A 17096-nucleotide genomic window follows, 5' to 3' on the forward strand; every position below is an offset into this window, starting at 1 on the left:
CTCCAGGGCCGACGGCATCACCCCACGGGGCGCGACCGCAGCCCGTCCAGCAGGATGTCCAGCAGCCGGGCCGATGCCGCCGCCTGCTGCGCCGCGTCCGGCAGCGAGGGCGCCGCCGTGGCGATCACCAGCAGTACGTCGGCGACCGCCACATCAGGGCGCAGCTCGCCCGCTGCCCGTGCCCGCTCCACCAGTTGCCCGACGACCTCAAGCAGCGCCGCGGCGCCCGCGTCGTCCGGCTCGTCCTCAGGTGCGGTCGGCCGCTCGACCAGCCGGAGCTCCGGCTGACCGGGTGCGGCTAACGCCGCCTGCCGCTGCTGCGGCAGCCGGATCTCGGCCTCCGCATCGACCCCGACCCTTAGCACCTGCGGCGGCAGCAGCCGGCCCGCGCCGGACGCCACCGAGGTGCGCAGGAACCGTGCCAGCGCGGACCACGGCTCGTTCTCCTGCCCCAGCGCCGACCGCGCCTGATCGGTCAGCCTCGCCGTCTCCTCCTCGGCTATGCGGCGCACCAGCACGTCCTTGCTGGGGAAGCGCCGATAGACGGTGCCCACCCCGACTCGCGCCCGGCGCGCCACGTCTTCCATCGGAGCCCCGTATCCGAGCTCACCGAAGACTTCGCGCGCCGCTCGCAGGACGTGCTCCAGATTGCGCTGCGCGTCCACGCGCAACGGTGTATTCCGTCCGCCGTTTCCGTCTGACGATGCGACGGCTGCGGACCATGACGAACCCTGAAGGTGCATAAGTGATCCCCCGGTAATGACGTCTCCCCCCGGAGACTCCCCGCCCAGACTGTCGAGGCAGTCACAACCCCGACGAAGTACGAACATAGTTGAGCCCAGGTCAAGAAAGAAGAGGGTAGCTCGGGACAGAACGCCCCCCGATCAGAGCAGAGGACCGCCTTTTCCTGACTCGCCCCCCGACCGTCACCGACCATCGAGGGGCTGACCTGCGGACATTTCGTACGTGTAACCGATTCCGCGCCGCGGGGCGAGTCAAGCCATCCGGTCACACAATTCGTCGGGGCTGTGGACAAACCGCGGTCGCGCGTGCCTCATGGGAGGGTGAAGGAACCCGCGCGCATTCTCGTTGTCGGTGGTGGCTACGTCGGGATGTACGCCGCGCTGCGCCTCCAGCGAAAGCTGAAGCGAGAGCTGAGACACGGCGGCGTGCAGGTCATCGTGGTCGACCCAGAGCCGTATATGACCTATCAGCCTTTCCTGCCCGAGGCGGCGGCCGGATCGATCTCACCGCGCCATGTCGTCGTGCCGTTGCGGCGGGTCCTGCCCGACTGCACGGTCATCATTGGCGAGGCCACCGCGATCCACCACGGCAAACGCACCGCGACCGTGAGAACGCTCGCCACGGAGGAAGAGCGCACCGGCACGGTCGACATCCACTACGACGAGCTGGTGCTGGCCCCCGGATCCGTCTCCCGCGCCCTCCCGGTCCCCGGCCTCGCCGAGTTCGGCATCGGCTTCAAGACCGTCGAGGAGGCCATCGGCCTGCGCAACCATGTCCTCGGCCAACTGGACATCGCCTCCTCGACCCGGGACCCCGAGGTCCGCGACGCGGCGCTGACCTTCGTCTTCGTCGGCGGCGGTTACGCGGGCGTCGAGGCGCTCGGCGAGCTGGAGGACATGGCCCGGTACGCCGTCCGCTACTACCACAACATCGCCCCCGAGGATCTGAAGTGGATCCTTGTGGAGGCCACCAACCGGATCCTCCCGGAGGTCGGCGAGGAGATGGGCAAGTACGCCGTCCGGGAGTTGCGCGGCCGCAATATCGACGTGCGGCTGGAGACCCGTCTGGACTCCTGCGCCGACCGGATCGCCGCACTGAGTGACGGCTCACGCTTCCCCACCCGCACGCTCGTGTGGACCGCGGGCGTCAAACCGCACCCGATCCTCGCCGCCACCGATCTGCCGCTGAACGAACGCGGCCGGCTCAAATGCACCGCGGCGCTCCAGGTGGAGGGCGTGGAGCATGCCTGGTCGGCCGGGGACGCCGCGTCGGTCCCCGACCGCACGGCCGACCGGCCCGGTGCGGAGTGCGCCCCCAACGCACAGCACGCCGTCCGCCAGTCCAAGGTCCTCGCGGAGAACGTGGCCGCCTCGCTCGCCGGCCGGCCGCTCACCGAGTACGCGCACAAGTACGCGGGCTCCGTGGCCTCCCTGGGACTCCACAGAGGCGTCGCCCATATCTACGGGCGCAAGTTGAAGGGCTACCCTGCATGGTTCATGCACCGTGCCTACCACCTCAGCCGGGTGCCGACGTTCAACCGTAAGGCGCGCGTGCTGGCCGAGTGGATCCTGTCGGGGCTGTTCAAACGCGAGATCGTCTCGCTGGGCTCGCTGGAGAACCCGCGCGCCGAGTTCAAACTCGCCGCGGACACCGGTCGCCATCCCGAGTCCAGTTGAGCCGATCGGGGCGGAGCCGGGAACTCCCCTCCCACGATCGGCGTCTCACGGATGTCAGTCCGGTCGGCCACACTGGTCGTGTGACCATGGGTGGGCTCGTATCTGCAAAGAGTGACAATCGCGAGGATTCGGAAGTTTGCTGCATTCCCCTGGGGGCCGTCCCCCGTACCCGCACCCCTCTCCCCGATCCCGCTCCGGCGCGCAGCTCAGCCACCACCCCACGAGGTAATCCGCAGTGAACTTCACGCGCTGGAGCGCCCGGCTCCCCCGAACCCAGCGACGCAACGCCGCCCGGGCAGACCGCGGTGCGCGGCGGCCGAAGCCCGCGGCCACCGCGAGCGGCGGCTCCGTCCCGGCGGCCCGGGGCGAGCGCGCCGACCCCTCAGGGCGCGGCGAGCCTCCCGCTGACGCCCCCTCCGACGCCGCCGTTCCCGCAGCCGTCCCGACCCTCGACGGGCTGTCCGTCCACGACCTCCTCGGCCAGGTGCCGGCGCTGGTCGCGGTGGTCTACGGCCCCGAGCACCGCATCGCCTACCTCAACGACACCTATGTCGAGCTCTTCGGCTCCCGGGCCCCCGGCACGCCCGCCCGCCAGGCCCTGCCCGAGCTGACGGAGCTGGGGCTGCTGCCGCTCATGGACCAGGTCCTGCGCAGCGGCAAGCCCCGTACGGTCAAGTCCCGGCGCGTGCCCGCGGGCGGCCCGGCGACCACACCCGGGCCGCGACAGGAGGGCGCGGCCCCCGGCCCCGGCCGATCGCGCCACGGCTACTACACCTTCACCTGCTCCCCGATCGAGATGGCCGCGCCCAGGATCGTCGCCCCCGCGCAGCCGGCAGACGAGCGGGCGGGGGAGGGGGCCGTGGACGGAGCTCCGGTGGATGGATCGCCGATGGACGGCTCGATCCGGGAAGCCGCCCTCCGTAAGGGCGTCATGCCGGAAGCGGTCGCCACTGAGGCCACCGCCACCAGCACGGTCACCGAGCCGGTCCGCGGCGTGCTCGTCTTCGGCGCCGACGTCACCGACCAGGTCGAATCCGCCGAGCGGCTGCGCGCCGGCGAGCGCCTCCAGCGCGAGGCCGCCGTCACCCTCCAGCGCAGCCTCCTCCCCCAGGAGCTGGAGCAGCCCGACGATCTGCGGGTCGCCGCCACCTATCAGCCCGGCGGCACGGACGCGGCGGTGGGCGGCGACTGGTACGACGTCATCACCCTGGGCGCCGGCCGCACCGCCCTCGTCATCGGCGACGTCATGGGCCGCGGTGTGCGCGCCGCCGCCGTCATGGGCCAGCTGCGCACCGCCGTCCGGGCCTACGCCCGGCTCGACCTCCCGCCGCACGAGGTCCTGCAGCTCCTCGACGGCCTGGCCGCCGAGATCGACCCCCACCAGATCGCCACCTGCGTCTACGCCGTCCACGACCCCAACGAGAACCGCCTCGTCTACGCCTCCGCGGGCCATCTGCCGATCCTGGTCCGCGACCCGGACGGCACCGTTCGCCGCGCCTCCGAGCCCACCGGCCCTCCGCTCGGCACCGGCGGCTGGGTGCACACCACCGGCTCGGTCCCGCTCGGCCCCGGCGCCAGCGCGGTCCTCTACACCGACGGCCTGGTGGAGCGGCGGGACAAGGACATCTACGACGGTGTGGCCGCGCTCGAGCGCGTCTTCGCGGGCGCGACCGGCTCGCCCCAGGTGATGTGCGACCGCCTCATCAGGGCCCTGGGCATCACCGCGGAGCACGACGACGATGTGGCGGTGCTGGTCCTCCAGCACCCCGCCCGTACGGGGCATGACGCCGAGCTCTTCCACAACGCCGCGCTGGAGCTCCTCGGCGGAGTGGAAGCCGCACCGCGCGCCCGGGCCTTCGCCTCCGGGGTACTCGCCAGCTGGCGCTTCCCCATGGAACTGCGCGATCTCGGCGTGCTCGCTGCCAGCGAGCTCGTCGCCAACTCCCTCCAGCACGGCACACCGCCCATGCGGCTGCGGCTGCGCCGCACCGACCGCCGCCTGATCATCGAGGTGACGGACGGCGATGAGCATCTGCCGCGTCGCCGCCGGGCCGAACCGGTGGACGAGGCCGGACGCGGTATTTCGATCGTCGCGACCATCGCCTCCTCCTGGGGCTCACGCCGCACACCGGGCGGCGGCAAAGCGGTGTGGTGCGAATTCGCCCTGCCGACGGGCTAGCTCCACAAAGGGTCCCGGCGGCACTGGTCCGACGAGGGCAGGGCTGACCCCGAACAGGCACATCGCCCTGGCACGGCGGAGCCGACTGGCTCCTTCGCCGCGCCAGGGCGATGGTGGAATGGCCCGGTGGGTCAGGCCGCGGTGGTCACCTCGTCCGAGACGGCCGCCCGCGGCGCGGGCACCGCGGCACCGGCGACCGCCCGCAGCGGATTGTCCTGCTCGGCCGTGAGCCACTTGCCGAGCCGCAGCGCGAGCGCGGTGATGCCGAGCGAGCAGACGATCAGCGTCACGACGTACGTCCCGTACAGCCCGGCACCGGCCATCAGCCCGCCGACTGCCGGACCCACCGCCAGGGCAAGCTGCTTGACCAGCGCAAACGCCGAGTTGTACTGACCTAGTGCCGACGACGGCGCCAGATCGGCGACCAGCGGCGCGACGGTCGGCGACAGCATCGCCTCACCGATCCCGAACAGCGCGTACGCCGAGACGATCGCCGTGATGCCGACGGCCTGGCTCCCGGGCACCAGCCCGGCGGACCCGGCGACGCACCACGCCACCGTCCAGACCAGCCCGACCAGCGCGATCACTCGGCTGCGACGCCGCCGCTCGACCAGCTTGAGCACGACGAACTGCGCCAGCACGATCGCCGCCGTGTTCGCGGCCAGGGCGACGCCCAGCATCGACGGCGATATCCGGGCGACATCCACCGCGAACGCCGACAGCCCGGACTCGAACTGGCCGTAGCAGGCGAAGAACATCACGAAGCCCAGCACACACAGCTGCACCATGGCTCGATCGCCGAGCAGCGAACGCCAGCCGCCGCCGGCCCCACCGAGGTGCTCATCGGCGGTCGGCACCGGGTCGTCGAACACCGGTGTCTTCGCCAGCCTTACGGTCGCGACCGCGGCGCCGAGCACCAGGAACATCACCGCGTCGATCGCGAAGAGCCGCACAAAGCTCGAGGCTGCGGAGGTGTCCACCAGCAGCCCGCCGAGCAGCCCGCCCACGCCGAGGCCCAGATTGCCGAGGAAGAACTGGGTGGCGAAGGCCCGCGACCGGGTGATCGGCGTCGAACACCAGACGATCAGCGTGGCCAACGCGGGCTGTATGGCCGCGATGCCCGCGCCCAGCACTCCGGCCGAGGCGATGACCAGCGGCTCGCTCGCCGCCAGCCCGAGCCCCATCGATCCGACAGCGGCGGCGACCGCGCCCGCGACGGCAACGGACAGCGGCCCCCGCCGGTCGATCACCCGACCGACGAAGGGCAGCACGGCAAGCGCGGCCACGGCGAACGTCGCGAGCACCACGCCCGCAGTGTTCGCACCGAGATCCCGCACCTGCGCCACATAGACGAAGAGGAACGGGACCGTGAAGCCGTTGCCGAACGCGCTCAGCGCGTTGCCCAGCTGGATACGGCGCAGCGCTGCGCCCATCGCGGTGGTCACACTCACCTACCTAGGTCGAGAAGGGTCAAGAGAGAACGGGCCTGACCTGCGGGTCAGCCCGGAGGATCGACATCTGAAGACTTCGAACCTAAACTTCAATGCTTAAGAGTACAGAACGAAGGACTTCAGCGCCAATGACTTTCGTGTCATGCTGTTCACCATGGCGGAGACCCCCGATGCGGACGACCTGCTGAGCCTCGAGGAGCAGATCGCGGCCTATCAGCGCGAGTTCCAGGACCTGGACCCTCAGGTGGAGCAGGTCGTCAGTGCGCTCAGTCGGCTCACCCGGCGCATGCACGTTGCATACGGCCGTCAGTCGGCCAGGCTGGGGATCAGCAACTCCGAGTGGGAGGTCCTCAAGGCGCTCGTCCTGTCGGGGGCTCCCTACCGTCTGGGCCCCGGAGACCTGGCCAAGCGGCTGGGCCTCACCCCCGCCGCGATGACCCACCGCATCGACCGCATGGTCAACGAGGGACTGGTCACCCGTGAGCGTGATGCCGACAACCGGGTCCGCGTCATCGTCGAGCTGACCCCCGACGGCCGGGAGAAGTGGCTGGAGGCCATGCGCCAGGCCACGATCTTCGAGACGGACCTTCTCCAGGACCTCTCCAGCGAGGAGCGCGGAGCCCTCGGCGCGATGCTCACCCGCGTGCTGCGCCGGGTGGAGGAGGCCCAGCCCGACGCCGAGGGGCGCCTGAGCAACCTCGACTGAGGCATTCGGCCTAGGCCGTGTTGACACGGGTCCGGGCGATCCGTAATGTACTCCGAGCTGCCACGGAGCCGTAACGGTTCCCTGGTCGGCACTTGAGCCGCACCGGCGGCAAACCACTTCTGCACGGTCCCTCATCGGGATGGATTTCGGCATGCCGGAATTCGGATCGGGAAGCTCGATTATGAGCTTCCGGGGGAATCCGCTAAAGTAGTGATCACGCCGGAAGGCGCGAAAGACCCCGCTCCAGCAGGGGGCCGGAAACGGAATTCGGACCGGAAACGGAACGGAAAACGGATCTGGTAAGGTTGGAAACACCGAAGGGAAGCGCCCGGAGAGACCGGTGAAACGGTTTCAAAGGAAGCGTCCGTTCCTTGAGAACTCAACAGCGTGCCAAAAGTCAACGCCAGATATGTTGATACCCCGTCCATCTCGGACGAGGTTCCTTTGGAAAAATACACAGCGAGGACGCTGTGGGCGGACTGGATTATTCCTCCGGTCTGCTCCGCTCTCGTGACTGTGTGACCGGGATATCCCGGAAGCATTCACGGAGAGTTTGATCCTGGCTCAGGACGAACGCTGGCGGCGTGCTTAACACATGCAAGTCGAACGATGAACCGGTTTCGGCCGGGGATTAGTGGCGAACGGGTGAGTAACACGTGGGCAATCTGCCCTGCACTCTGGGACAAGCCCTGGAAACGGGGTCTAATACCGGATATGACACGCTCCCGCATGGGATGCGTGTGGAAAGCTCCGGCGGTGCAGGATGAGCCCGCGGCCTATCAGCTTGTTGGTGGGGTGATGGCCTACCAAGGCGACGACGGGTAGCCGGCCTGAGAGGGCGACCGGCCACACTGGGACTGAGACACGGCCCAGACTCCTACGGGAGGCAGCAGTGGGGAATATTGCACAATGGGCGAAAGCCTGATGCAGCGACGCCGCGTGAGGGATGACGGCCTTCGGGTTGTAAACCTCTTTCAGCAGGGAAGAAGCGAGAGTGACGGTACCTGCAGAAGAAGCGCCGGCTAACTACGTGCCAGCAGCCGCGGTAATACGTAGGGCGCAAGCGTTGTCCGGAATTATTGGGCGTAAAGAGCTCGTAGGCGGCTTGTCACGTCGGATGTGAAAGCCCGGGGCTTAACTCCGGGTCTGCATTCGATACGGGCAGGCTAGAGTTCGGTAGGGAGATCGGAATTCCTGGTGTAGCGGTGAAATGCGCAGATATCAGGAGGAACACCGGTGGCGAAGGCGGATCTCTGGGCCGATACTGACGCTGAGGAGCGAAAGCGTGGGGAGCGAACAGGATTAGATACCCTGGTAGTCCACGCCGTAAACGTTGGGAACTAGGTGTGGGCGACATTCCACGTCGTCCGCGCCGCAGCTAACGCATTAAGTTCCCCGCCTGGGGAGTACGGCCGCAAGGCTAAAACTCAAAGGAATTGACGGGGGCCCGCACAAGCGGCGGAGCATGTGGCTTAATTCGACGCAACGCGAAGAACCTTACCAAGGCTTGACATACACCGGAAACATCCAGAGATGGGTGCCCCCTTGTGGTCGGTGTACAGGTGGTGCATGGCTGTCGTCAGCTCGTGTCGTGAGATGTTGGGTTAAGTCCCGCAACGAGCGCAACCCTTGTTCTGTGTTGCCAGCATGCCTTTCGGGGTGATGGGGACTCACAGGAGACTGCCGGGGTCAACTCGGAGGAAGGTGGGGACGACGTCAAGTCATCATGCCCCTTATGTCTTGGGCTGCACACGTGCTACAATGGCCGGTACAATGAGCTGCGAAGCCGTGAGGTGGAGCGAATCTCAAAAAGCCGGTCTCAGTTCGGATTGGGGTCTGCAACTCGACCCCATGAAGTCGGAGTCGCTAGTAATCGCAGATCAGCATTGCTGCGGTGAATACGTTCCCGGGCCTTGTACACACCGCCCGTCACGTCACGAAAGTCGGTAACACCCGAAGCCGGTGGCCCAACCCTTGTGGGGGGGAGCCGTCGAAGGTGGGACTGGCGATTGGGACGAAGTCGTAACAAGGTAGCCGTACCGGAAGGTGCGGCTGGATCACCTCCTTTCTAAGGAGCACATAGCCGACTGCGAGCGCATGTCTCGCACGGTTTGCTCATGGGTGGAACGTTGACTATTCGGCACGGTCCTTCATGTGAAGACCGCTAGTACTGCCCTCCGGGGCGTGGAACGCGGATCGGATCAGAGGACGGTGCCGGGCACGCTGTTGGGTGTCTGAGGGTACGGGCAAATTTTTGCTTGTTCCTTCGGCCGGTCCCGGTGAACCACATCAATGGGTGTGGGTGACGGGGTACGGGTCGTTGTTTGAGAACTGCACAGTGGACGCGAGCATCTGTGGCCAAGTTTTTAAGGGCGCACGGTGGATGCCTTGGTACCAGGAACCGATGAAGGACGTGGGAGGCCGCGATAGGCCCCGGGGAGCTGTCAACCGAGCTTTGATCCGGGGGTGTCCGAATGGGGAAACCCGGCAGTCGTCATGGGCTGTCACCCATACCTGAACACATAGGGTATGTGGAGGGAACGCGGGGAAGTGAAACATCTCAGTACCCGCAGGAAGAGAAAACAACCGTGATTCCGGGAGTAGTGGCGAGCGAAACCGGATGAGGCTAAACCGTATGTGTGTGATACCCGGCAGGGGTTGCGCATGCGGGGTTGTGGGAATGAGCTTCAGTCGTCTGCCGGCGACTGGGCGAGTTAGAAACCATTGCGATAGGCGAAGGACATGCGAAAGGTCCGGACAAAGAGGGTAAGACCCCCGTAGCTGAAATTGTGATGGCTTGCTTGCTCATCTCCCAAGTAGCACGGGGCCCGAGAAATCCCGTGTGAATCTGGCGGGACCACCCGCTAAGCCTAAATATTCCCTGGTGACCGATAGCGGATAGTACCGTGAGGGAATGGTGAAAAGTACCGCGGGAGCGGAGTGAAATAGTACCTGAAACCGTGTGCCTACAAGCCGTGGGAGCGTCGCGCAGGGATTCGTCTCTGCGTCGTGACCTGCGTGCCTTTTGAAGAATGAGCCTGCGAGTTTGCGGTGTGTTGCGAGGTTAACCCGTGTGGGGAAGCCGTAGCGAAAGCGAGTCCGAATAGGGCGGTATAGTAGCGCGCTCAAGACCCGAAGCGGAGTGATCTAGCCATGGGCAGGTTGAAGCGGAGGTAAGACTTCGTGGAGGACCGAACCCACCAGGGTTGAAAACCTGGGGGATGACCTGTGGTTAGGGGTGAAAGGCCAATCAAACTCCGTGATAGCTGGTTCTCCCCGAAATGCATTTAGGTGCAGCGTCGTGTGTTTCTTGCCGGAGGTAGAGCACTGGATAGGCGATGGGCCCTACCGGGTTACTGACCTTAGCCAAACTCCGAATGCCGGTAAGTGAGAGCGCGGCAGTGAGACTGTGGGGGATAAGCTCCATGGTCGAGAGGGAAACAGCCCAGAGCATCGACTAAGGCCCCTAAGCGTACGCTAAGTGGGAAAGGATGTGGAGTCGCAGAGACAACCAGGAGGTTGGCTTAGAAGCAGCCATCCTTGAAAGAGTGCGTAATAGCTCACTGGTCAAGTGATTCCGCGCCGACAATGTAGCGGGGCTCAAGCGTACCGCCGAAGTCGTGTCATTGCAGCATTACCCCCAACGGGGGCTGTGATGGGTAGGGGAGCGTCGTGTGCCGGGTGAAGCAGCCGTGTAAGCGAGTTGTGGATGGTTCACGAGTGAGAATGCAGGCATGAGTAGCGATACACACGTGGGAAACGTGTGCGCCGATTGACTAAGGGTTCCTGGGTCAAGCTGATCTGCCCAGGGTAAGTCGGGACCTAAGGCGAGGCCGACAGGCGTAGTCGATGGACAACCGGTTGATATTCCGGTACCCGCTTTGAAGCGTCAACGTCGAACCAGGCGATGCTAAGTCCGTGAAGCCGCCCTGGAGCCTTCGGGCAAAGGGGAGTGGTGGAGCCGACGGTCCAGACCTGTAGTAGGTGAGTGATGGGGTGACGCAGGAAGGTAGTCCAGCCCGGGCGGTGGTTGTCCCGGGGTAAGGGTGTAGCCCGAGGGGTAGGTAAATCCGTCCCTCATGTGGGTGAGACCTGATGCCGAGCCGATTGTGGTGAAGTGGATGATCCTATGCTGTCGAGAAAAGCCTCTAGCGAGTTTCATGGCGGCCCGTACCCTAAACCGACTCAGGTGGTCAGGTAGAGAATACCGAGGCGTTCGGGTGAACTATGGTTAAGGAACTCGGCAAAATGCCCCCGTAACTTCGGGAGAAGGGGGGCCATTGTTGGTGATCACCCTTGCGGTGTGAGCCGGTGGTGGCCGCAGAGACCAGCGAGAAGCGACTGTTTACTAAAAACACAGGTCCGTGCGAAGCCGTAAGGCGATGTATACGGACTGACGCCTGCCCGGTGCTGGAACGTTAAGGGGACCGGTTAGTCACATTTCGGTGTGGCGAAGCTGAGAACTTAAGCGCCAGTAAACGGCGGTGGTAACTATAACCATCCTAAGGTAGCGAAATTCCTTGTCGGGTAAGTTCCGACCTGCACGAATGGCGTAACGACTTCTCGACTGTCTCAACCATAGGCCCGGTGAAATTGCACTACGAGTAAAGATGCTCGTTTCGCGCAGCAGGACGGAAAGACCCCGGGACCTTTACTATAGCTTGATATTGGTGTTCGGTTCGGCTTGTGTAGGATAGGTGGGAGACTGTGAACTCTGGACGCCAGTTCAGGGGGAGTCATTGTTGAAATACCACTCTGGTCGTGCTGGATGTCTAACCTGGGTCCGTGATCCGGATCAGGGACAGTGTCTGGTGGGTAGTTTAACTGGGGCGGTTGCCTCCTAAAGGGTAACGGAGGCGCCCAAAGGTTCCCTCAGCCTGGTTGGCAATCAGGTGTTGAGTGTAAGTGCACAAGGGAGCTTGACTGTGAGACCGACGGGTCGAGCAGGGACGAAAGTCGGGACTAGTGATCCGGCGGTGGCTTGTGGAAGCGCCGTCGCTCAACGGATAAAAGGTACCCCGGGGATAACAGGCTGATCTTCCCCAAGAGTCCATATCGACGGGATGGTTTGGCACCTCGATGTCGGCTCGTCGCATCCTGGGGCTGGAGTCGGTCCCAAGGGTTGGGCTGTTCGCCCATTAAAGCGGTACGCGAGCTGGGTTTAGAACGTCGTGAGACAGTTCGGTCCCTATCCGCTGTGCGCGTAGGAGTCTTGAGAAGGGCTGTCCCTAGTACGAGAGGACCGGGACGGACGAACCTCTGGTGTGCCAGTTGTCCTGCCAAGGGCATGGCTGGTTGGCTACGTTCGGGAGGGATAACCGCTGAAAGCATCTAAGCGGGAAGCCTGCTTCGAGATGAGGACTCCCACCCACTTGATGGGTTAAGGCTCCCAGTAGACGACTGGGTTGATAGGCCAGATATGGAAGCCGGGTAACCGGCGGAGTTGACTGGTACTAATAGGCCGAGGGCTTGTCCTCAGGTGCTCGCGTCCACTGTGTTGGTTCTGAAGCAACGAACCGTATTGAACCCCCCTCTTGTTTGGGGTGTGGTTCCGGTTCAGCTTTATAGTGTTTCGGTGGTCATAGCGTTAGGGAAACGCCCGGTTACATTTCGAACCCGGAAGCTAAGCCTTTCAGCGCCGATGGTACTGCAGGGGGGACCCTGTGGGAGAGTAGGACGCCGCCGAACAATCTTTAGCCTCGGTCCCGAGCACTTAGTGCTCGGGACCGAGGCTTTTTTGCGTTCGCCTCGTCACTCGCCGCGATATCCGTCCCCGCCTTGACACGAAGGACACGAAAGAGAGGCTCCGGTAAGCACCATCGGACGGTGTGCCCCGGCGGCCTCGCGTCCGCGTCCTGGGGACGGCTGACCGGGAGCCTCTGCCGCGGCGTCCGTCCCAGCTATTGATCAGAAACTCATGGGGTTCACTCGTCGATGATGTAGCGGACGTGCGGGGCTTTGAAGTAGCCGGTGATGACATGGGGCTGGCGTTGTCGGCGGTGGAAGAACCTGCGGGTTTCGCTGGCGAGTTCGGTCTGGTTCCTGGCCCGGTGGCTGTGGGGAAGGCTGCGCTTGAGGTCGGCGTTGACCAGCTCGTCCGGGTTCAGCTCGGGTGAGTACGAGGGCAGGAAGTGCAGCTCGATCTTCTCCTCGTGGTCGGCGAGCCAGGCCCGGACGGCCTTCGAACGGTGGGCCGAGTGCCGGTCGACGATCAGGTGGACCTTCCGGCCGAAGTGCCCGACGAGCCTGGCGAGGAAGCGGCACATGACCGTCGCGTCGAACGACTCGGTGAAGACCATGAAGTGCATCCGGCCCTTGGTGCTGATCGCGGACATCGCGTTCACGGAGAACCGGTTCCCGGTTCGGCGGACCACCGGAGTCTGCCCCTTGGCGCCCCAGGTACGGCCGGTGACCTGGTCCGAGCGGATCCCGACCTGGTCAGCGAACAGGATCTCGCCCCTCTCGGCCTTCGCCCGGGCCCGGATCGCCGGCCAGGTCTCCTCCTGCCAGGTCCGGACCCCTTCCGCATCCTGCTCGATGGCTCGCTTGTCCGGTCGCTGGAAGGTCAGCCCCCAGCGCTTGAGGTACTTGCCCACCCCGGCTCGGTGAAGCGGACCCCGTACAGTTTGAAGATCAGTCGGCCTATCTGGCCCCGCGTCCACAGCTGACCGGAAAGCCCCAGGCCGGAGGGAGTGTGATCGAGGACAGCCTGCCGCACGGCGGCCTGCTCGGCCTCGGACAGGACCTGATGCTCACCCGCACAACGGCCTCGAGGACGCGACAGCAGCGCGTCCCGTCCGCCGGCCCGCCACCTCGCCCACCAGTTGTCCACCGCCCTGACCGACACCTTGAACAAGGCGGCAACCTCTACCCGGTCCCGGCCCTCCACCAGCGCGGATACCGCCAGCAACCGCACGGCCTCTTGCGCGTCCGGCGACCAGGTCCGCGCGTCCCCCACCAGATCACTCACACACCGTCAACGAGCCCGAACCCAAAGCGTTTCGGATCAATAGCCCGACTGGCTACTGGCCGACCAGGGAGCGGTGGGGCCAGCGGGCTCGTGCTTGTTCCTGGGAGCGCATCAGGGCCAGTGTGGGCAGGCCCTGGGCCGCGCCCTGGGTGAGGAGATCGGGGAGCGCCGGGAGCGGGGCCACGGCGGCGACGTCGTCCAGGACGAGGGTCAGTGGTGGGTCGAGCCGACCGGAGGATGACCGTTCGGCCATGCGCCGGCCGTGCTCGACCACGTCTGAGGCGAGTGCGGTCAAGAGGGGCATCGCACCCGGATGGGTTCGGGGGTCCTCGATGGACTCACCCATCAGATACAGCGTTCCCCCTTCGGCGACGAATGACTCCAGTGCGAGCGTGTCGGCGCGGCCCGGATTGCAGGCGTCCCGGATGTGGATCGAGGACAGCGCGCCGAGGGCACGGGCGGTCAGCTCCTGGGCCATATCGCGGCGTTCACGGTGCGCGGTGAGCGCGGCCTCCAGCTCGCCGGCCGCGCCGCCCGCCGCCTTGGGATGCGTACGGAGGATCTTCACGGGCTCGTGGGCCGAGCTGCCCTGCGCCCAGCGGTGCACATGGCGGAAGGGCCGGCCGTCCACCGCGGCGGCGTGCAGCCAGCAGCGGAGCATCGTCTCCGCGGCTTCCGCCATGGGCCGGTCCATCGCGTGCATGGGCCTTACGGGGGCGAGGAGGGCGGTGGCGCGGGCGGCCGCGATATCGCGGGAGCCGCAGTCCGACGCCGGGTTCCAGCGCAGCCGGGCGGGGGTGTCGAGCAGATGGGACGGATCGAAGACGTGGGTGGGGCCGAGCTTGGCGCGGGCGTCCTTGGTCGTGGACCAGAGCTCGGGATCGCTGGTGACCACCAGAACGGGGCCGAGGGCCTCCAGGACGGTGTGGACCGCGGTCTCGCCGCGCTGGGCACCGAAGAGGACGCGGGACTGGGCCAACTCGCCGTCGGGAAGGCCGGCCGCCGTCAGCGGGTCGGTGCGGGGGGTGGGGAGCGGCTGGGCGGACACCGGGTCGGTGCCGAGCGGGGCGTACAGACCGTCTTGGGCGGGCGGTGTGGTCGCGCCCTCCGTGGGGGCGCCCTGCGCGCGGGCTCTCTGCTCGGCGATCTGGGGATGCGGCTGGTGGCCCGTCCCGGTGGCCGCCTGAGCGGCGACGGCCTCGGCCTCGTGGGGGTGACCCGCGACGGGCGCGACGAGGCCGTTGCCGGGAACCGCCTCGGTCGGGGCCGGTACGGGGGGCCCGACGGGGTGGCCTGGAGCGGCGCTCTCGCGCCAGGAGGCCGAGGAGCCCTCAGAGGGTCTGGCGGGGCCGGAGGCGGCTCCTGGAGCCGCTGGGCTGTTTCCAGGGATGGGTGCGGGCGGGGGTGGCGCCTCGGTGCCTGGGGTCGGCTCCGTCCTCGTACCGTTGCCGGTTCCGAAGCCGTCCTTGGCGGCGCCCGCGCCCGTAAGGCCGAGTCGTTTCGCCTCCATCGCCTCCGCGCGGGCGGCCGCGCGGTCCGCGCGGCGCTGGATGCGGACCGTCCGGTAGCGGGCCAGCGTGCCGATCACGAAGATCGTCAGCACGATCAGCACCATCAGCTCACTGATGAAGACGCCCCAGAACAGCCCGTACCCCGACAACTGGTCCTTCGGAGTGCCGGGCCATGCCGCCGCGAGGTCCTGGGGCTCCTGCACCAGATGGCGCAGCGCCACCGGTGTCCGCATGAAGGTCAGGTTGTCCGGCCAGGCGCCGCGGGCGAAGAGCCCGGCCAGCCCGGTCGCCGACCACATCAGGCCGAGCGTGCCCAGCAGGAGGCCGATGGCGCCGATCAGCAGACCATCCGGAATGCCGCCTTCCGCGGACGGAGGTCTTCCGTGCTCCGCGGGCCCGCCGTGGTTCTGTCCCGCTGCCATCTCACGCCACCGTGGATCCGTACGACGGCCCGCCGTAGGTTTCCGCCTCGACCGCCGCGGCGGCTTGCTCCTCGGCCTCTGCCTCGGCCGCCATCTGCACGGTCAGCCCGTCCTCCGTCATCGCCCGGTCGGTGTAGACCAGAGGCCGCTCGGCCTCGGTGATCAGGTGTTTGACGACCTGTACGTTGCCGTTGACGTCCCATACGGCGATACCTGGGGAGAGCGTCGGGATGATCTCGACGGCCCAGCGGGGCAGGCCCAGGACGCGGCCGGTGGCCCGTGCCTCGTCCGCCTTCTGGGCGTAGATCGTCCGTGTGGAGGCCATCTTGAGGATGGCCGCGGCTTCCCGGGCCGCCGCGCCGTCGACCACGTCGGAGAGATGGTGGACGACGGCGACGAAGGACAGGCCGAGCCGTCGCCCGAACTTCAGCAACCGCTGGAAGAGCTGGGCGACGAAGGGGGAGTTGATGATGTGCCACGCCTCTTCGACCAGGAAGATGCGCTTCTTACGGTCGGGACGGATCCAGGTGTGCTCCAGCCAGACGCCCACGATGGCCATCAGGATCGGCATCGCGATCGAGTTGCGATCGATATGGGACAGGTCGAAGACGATCAGGGGTGAGTCCAGATCGATTCCGGCCGTGGTGGGGCCGTCGAACATACCGCGCAGATCGCCGTCGACCAGCCGGTCCAGCACCAGGGCGACATCGAGGCCCCAGGCCCGGACGTCGTCTCTATCCACGTTCATCGCCGCCGCCGAATCCTCCTCGGGGTGGCGCAGCTGCTCCACGATGTCGGTCAGCACCGGCTGGCGGTCGACGATGGTCTCGTTGACGTAGGCGTGGGCGACCTTCAGGGCGAACCCGGAGCGCTCGTCCAGCCCGTGCCCCATCGCGACCTCGATGATCGTGCGGAGCAGGGCGAGCTGACCGGTCGTGGTGATCGCCGGGTCCAGGGGGTTAAGGCGGATACCGCCGTCCAGGGCCGACATGGGGTCGAGCCGGATAGGCGTTATTCCCAGCTCCTGGGCGATGAGATTCCATTCGCCGACCCCGTCCTCGCCCTGGGCGTCCAGCACCACCACCTGGCGGTCGCGGAACCGCAGCTGGCGCAGGACGTAGGTCTTCTCCAGGGCCGATTTTCCGTTTCCGGACTCGCCGAGCACCAGCCAGTGGGGGGCCGGTAGCTGCTGGCCGTAGAGCTGGAAGGGGTCGTAGATATAGCCCTTGCCGGAGTAGACCTCGCGACCGATGATCACGCCGGAGTCGCCGAGGCCGGGGGCCGCGGTGGGCAGATAGACGGCCTGCGCCTGGCCGGTGGAGGTGCGCACGGGCAGCCGCGTCGTCTCCACCTTTCCGAACAGAAAGCTGGTGAACGCATCGGTGACGGCGCTCATCGGATCGGCCACTGCGAAGCCCCTATCGTCCCTGTCGTCCC

The 17096-nt window shown here is 66.4% G+C and carries 9 protein-coding genes and 3 rRNA genes; 6 read left to right on the forward strand and 6 right to left on the reverse strand.

What is annotated here, in order from left to right; all coding sequences use genetic code 11:
- Positions 1–17 precede the first annotated feature (17 nt).
- Entirely contained in the window at positions 18–743 is a 726-nt protein-coding gene (locus STRVI_RS01665; RefSeq protein WP_043235248.1) for a TetR/AcrR family transcriptional regulator, read from the reverse strand.
- Positions 744–1064: 321 nt separating this feature from the next.
- Between STRVI_RS01665 and STRVI_RS01670 the strand changes: the two genes are divergently transcribed.
- On the forward strand, positions 1065–2420 hold the full coding sequence (locus STRVI_RS01670) for an NAD(P)/FAD-dependent oxidoreductase (protein ID WP_043235250.1): 1356 nt from the start codon (positions 1065–1067) through the stop codon (positions 2418–2420).
- A 235-nt stretch (positions 2421–2655) separates the two neighbouring features.
- A complete protein-coding gene (locus STRVI_RS01675) occupies positions 2656–4599 on the forward strand; it encodes an ATP-binding SpoIIE family protein phosphatase (protein ID WP_014053881.1) in 1944 nt (647 codons plus the stop codon).
- A 131-nt stretch (positions 4600–4730) separates the two neighbouring features.
- Here STRVI_RS01675 and STRVI_RS01680 read toward each other — a convergent pair whose 3' ends face one another.
- Complete coding sequence (locus STRVI_RS01680) at positions 4731–6044, reverse strand: MFS transporter (RefSeq protein WP_043235253.1); 1314 nt, start codon at positions 6042–6044, stop codon at positions 4731–4733.
- Positions 6045–6204: 160 nt separating this feature from the next.
- On the opposite strand from STRVI_RS01680, the gene STRVI_RS01685 reads away from it, so the two are divergent.
- The 4 genes from STRVI_RS01685 to rrf all read left to right on the forward strand — a co-directional run bounded on the left by STRVI_RS01685 (position 6205) and on the right by rrf (position 12444).
- A complete protein-coding gene (locus STRVI_RS01685; protein WP_043237669.1) occupies positions 6205–6756 on the forward strand; it encodes a MarR family winged helix-turn-helix transcriptional regulator in 552 nt (183 codons plus the stop codon).
- Between the two features lie 541 nt (positions 6757–7297).
- A 16S ribosomal RNA gene (locus tag STRVI_RS01690) occupies positions 7298–8824 on the forward strand.
- Between the two features lie 288 nt (positions 8825–9112).
- Positions 9113–12233: ribosomal RNA gene (locus tag STRVI_RS01695) — 23S ribosomal RNA — on the forward strand.
- A 94-nt stretch (positions 12234–12327) separates the two neighbouring features.
- Positions 12328–12444 (forward strand): 5S ribosomal RNA (gene rrf, locus STRVI_RS01700).
- Together the 16S, 23S and 5S rRNA genes form the textbook arrangement of a ribosomal RNA operon.
- A 236-nt stretch (positions 12445–12680) precedes the next feature.
- On the opposite strand, the gene STRVI_RS53985 is transcribed toward rrf, so the two are convergent.
- The 4 genes from STRVI_RS53985 to STRVI_RS01715 are packed head-to-tail and all read right to left on the reverse strand — an operon-like array spanning position 12681 to position 17067.
- Positions 12681–13352: an IS630 family transposase gene (locus STRVI_RS53985; RefSeq protein WP_167543192.1), complete on the reverse strand. Its 672-nt coding sequence runs from the start codon at positions 13350–13352 to the stop codon at positions 12681–12683.
- Positions 13322–13726, reverse strand: coding sequence for a helix-turn-helix domain-containing protein (locus tag STRVI_RS53990; RefSeq protein WP_106685607.1), 405 nt, complete (start codon positions 13724–13726; stop codon positions 13322–13324). Before STRVI_RS53990 ends, STRVI_RS53985 begins: the two co-directional genes overlap by 31 nt.
- A 52-nt stretch (positions 13727–13778) precedes the next feature.
- Entirely contained in the window at positions 13779–15659 is a 1881-nt protein-coding gene (locus tag STRVI_RS01710; protein ID WP_014053884.1) for a type IV secretory system conjugative DNA transfer family protein, read from the reverse strand.
- Between the two features lies 1 nt (position 15660).
- Entirely contained in the window at positions 15661–17067 is a 1407-nt protein-coding gene (locus tag STRVI_RS01715; RefSeq protein ID WP_014053885.1) for an ATP-binding protein, read from the reverse strand.
- Positions 17068–17096: the final 29 nt, after the last annotated feature.

It is taken from the genome of Streptomyces violaceusniger Tu 4113 (assembly GCF_000147815.2).
In the GTDB taxonomy this organism is placed as follows: domain Bacteria; phylum Actinomycetota; class Actinomycetes; order Streptomycetales; family Streptomycetaceae; genus Streptomyces; species Streptomyces violaceusniger_A.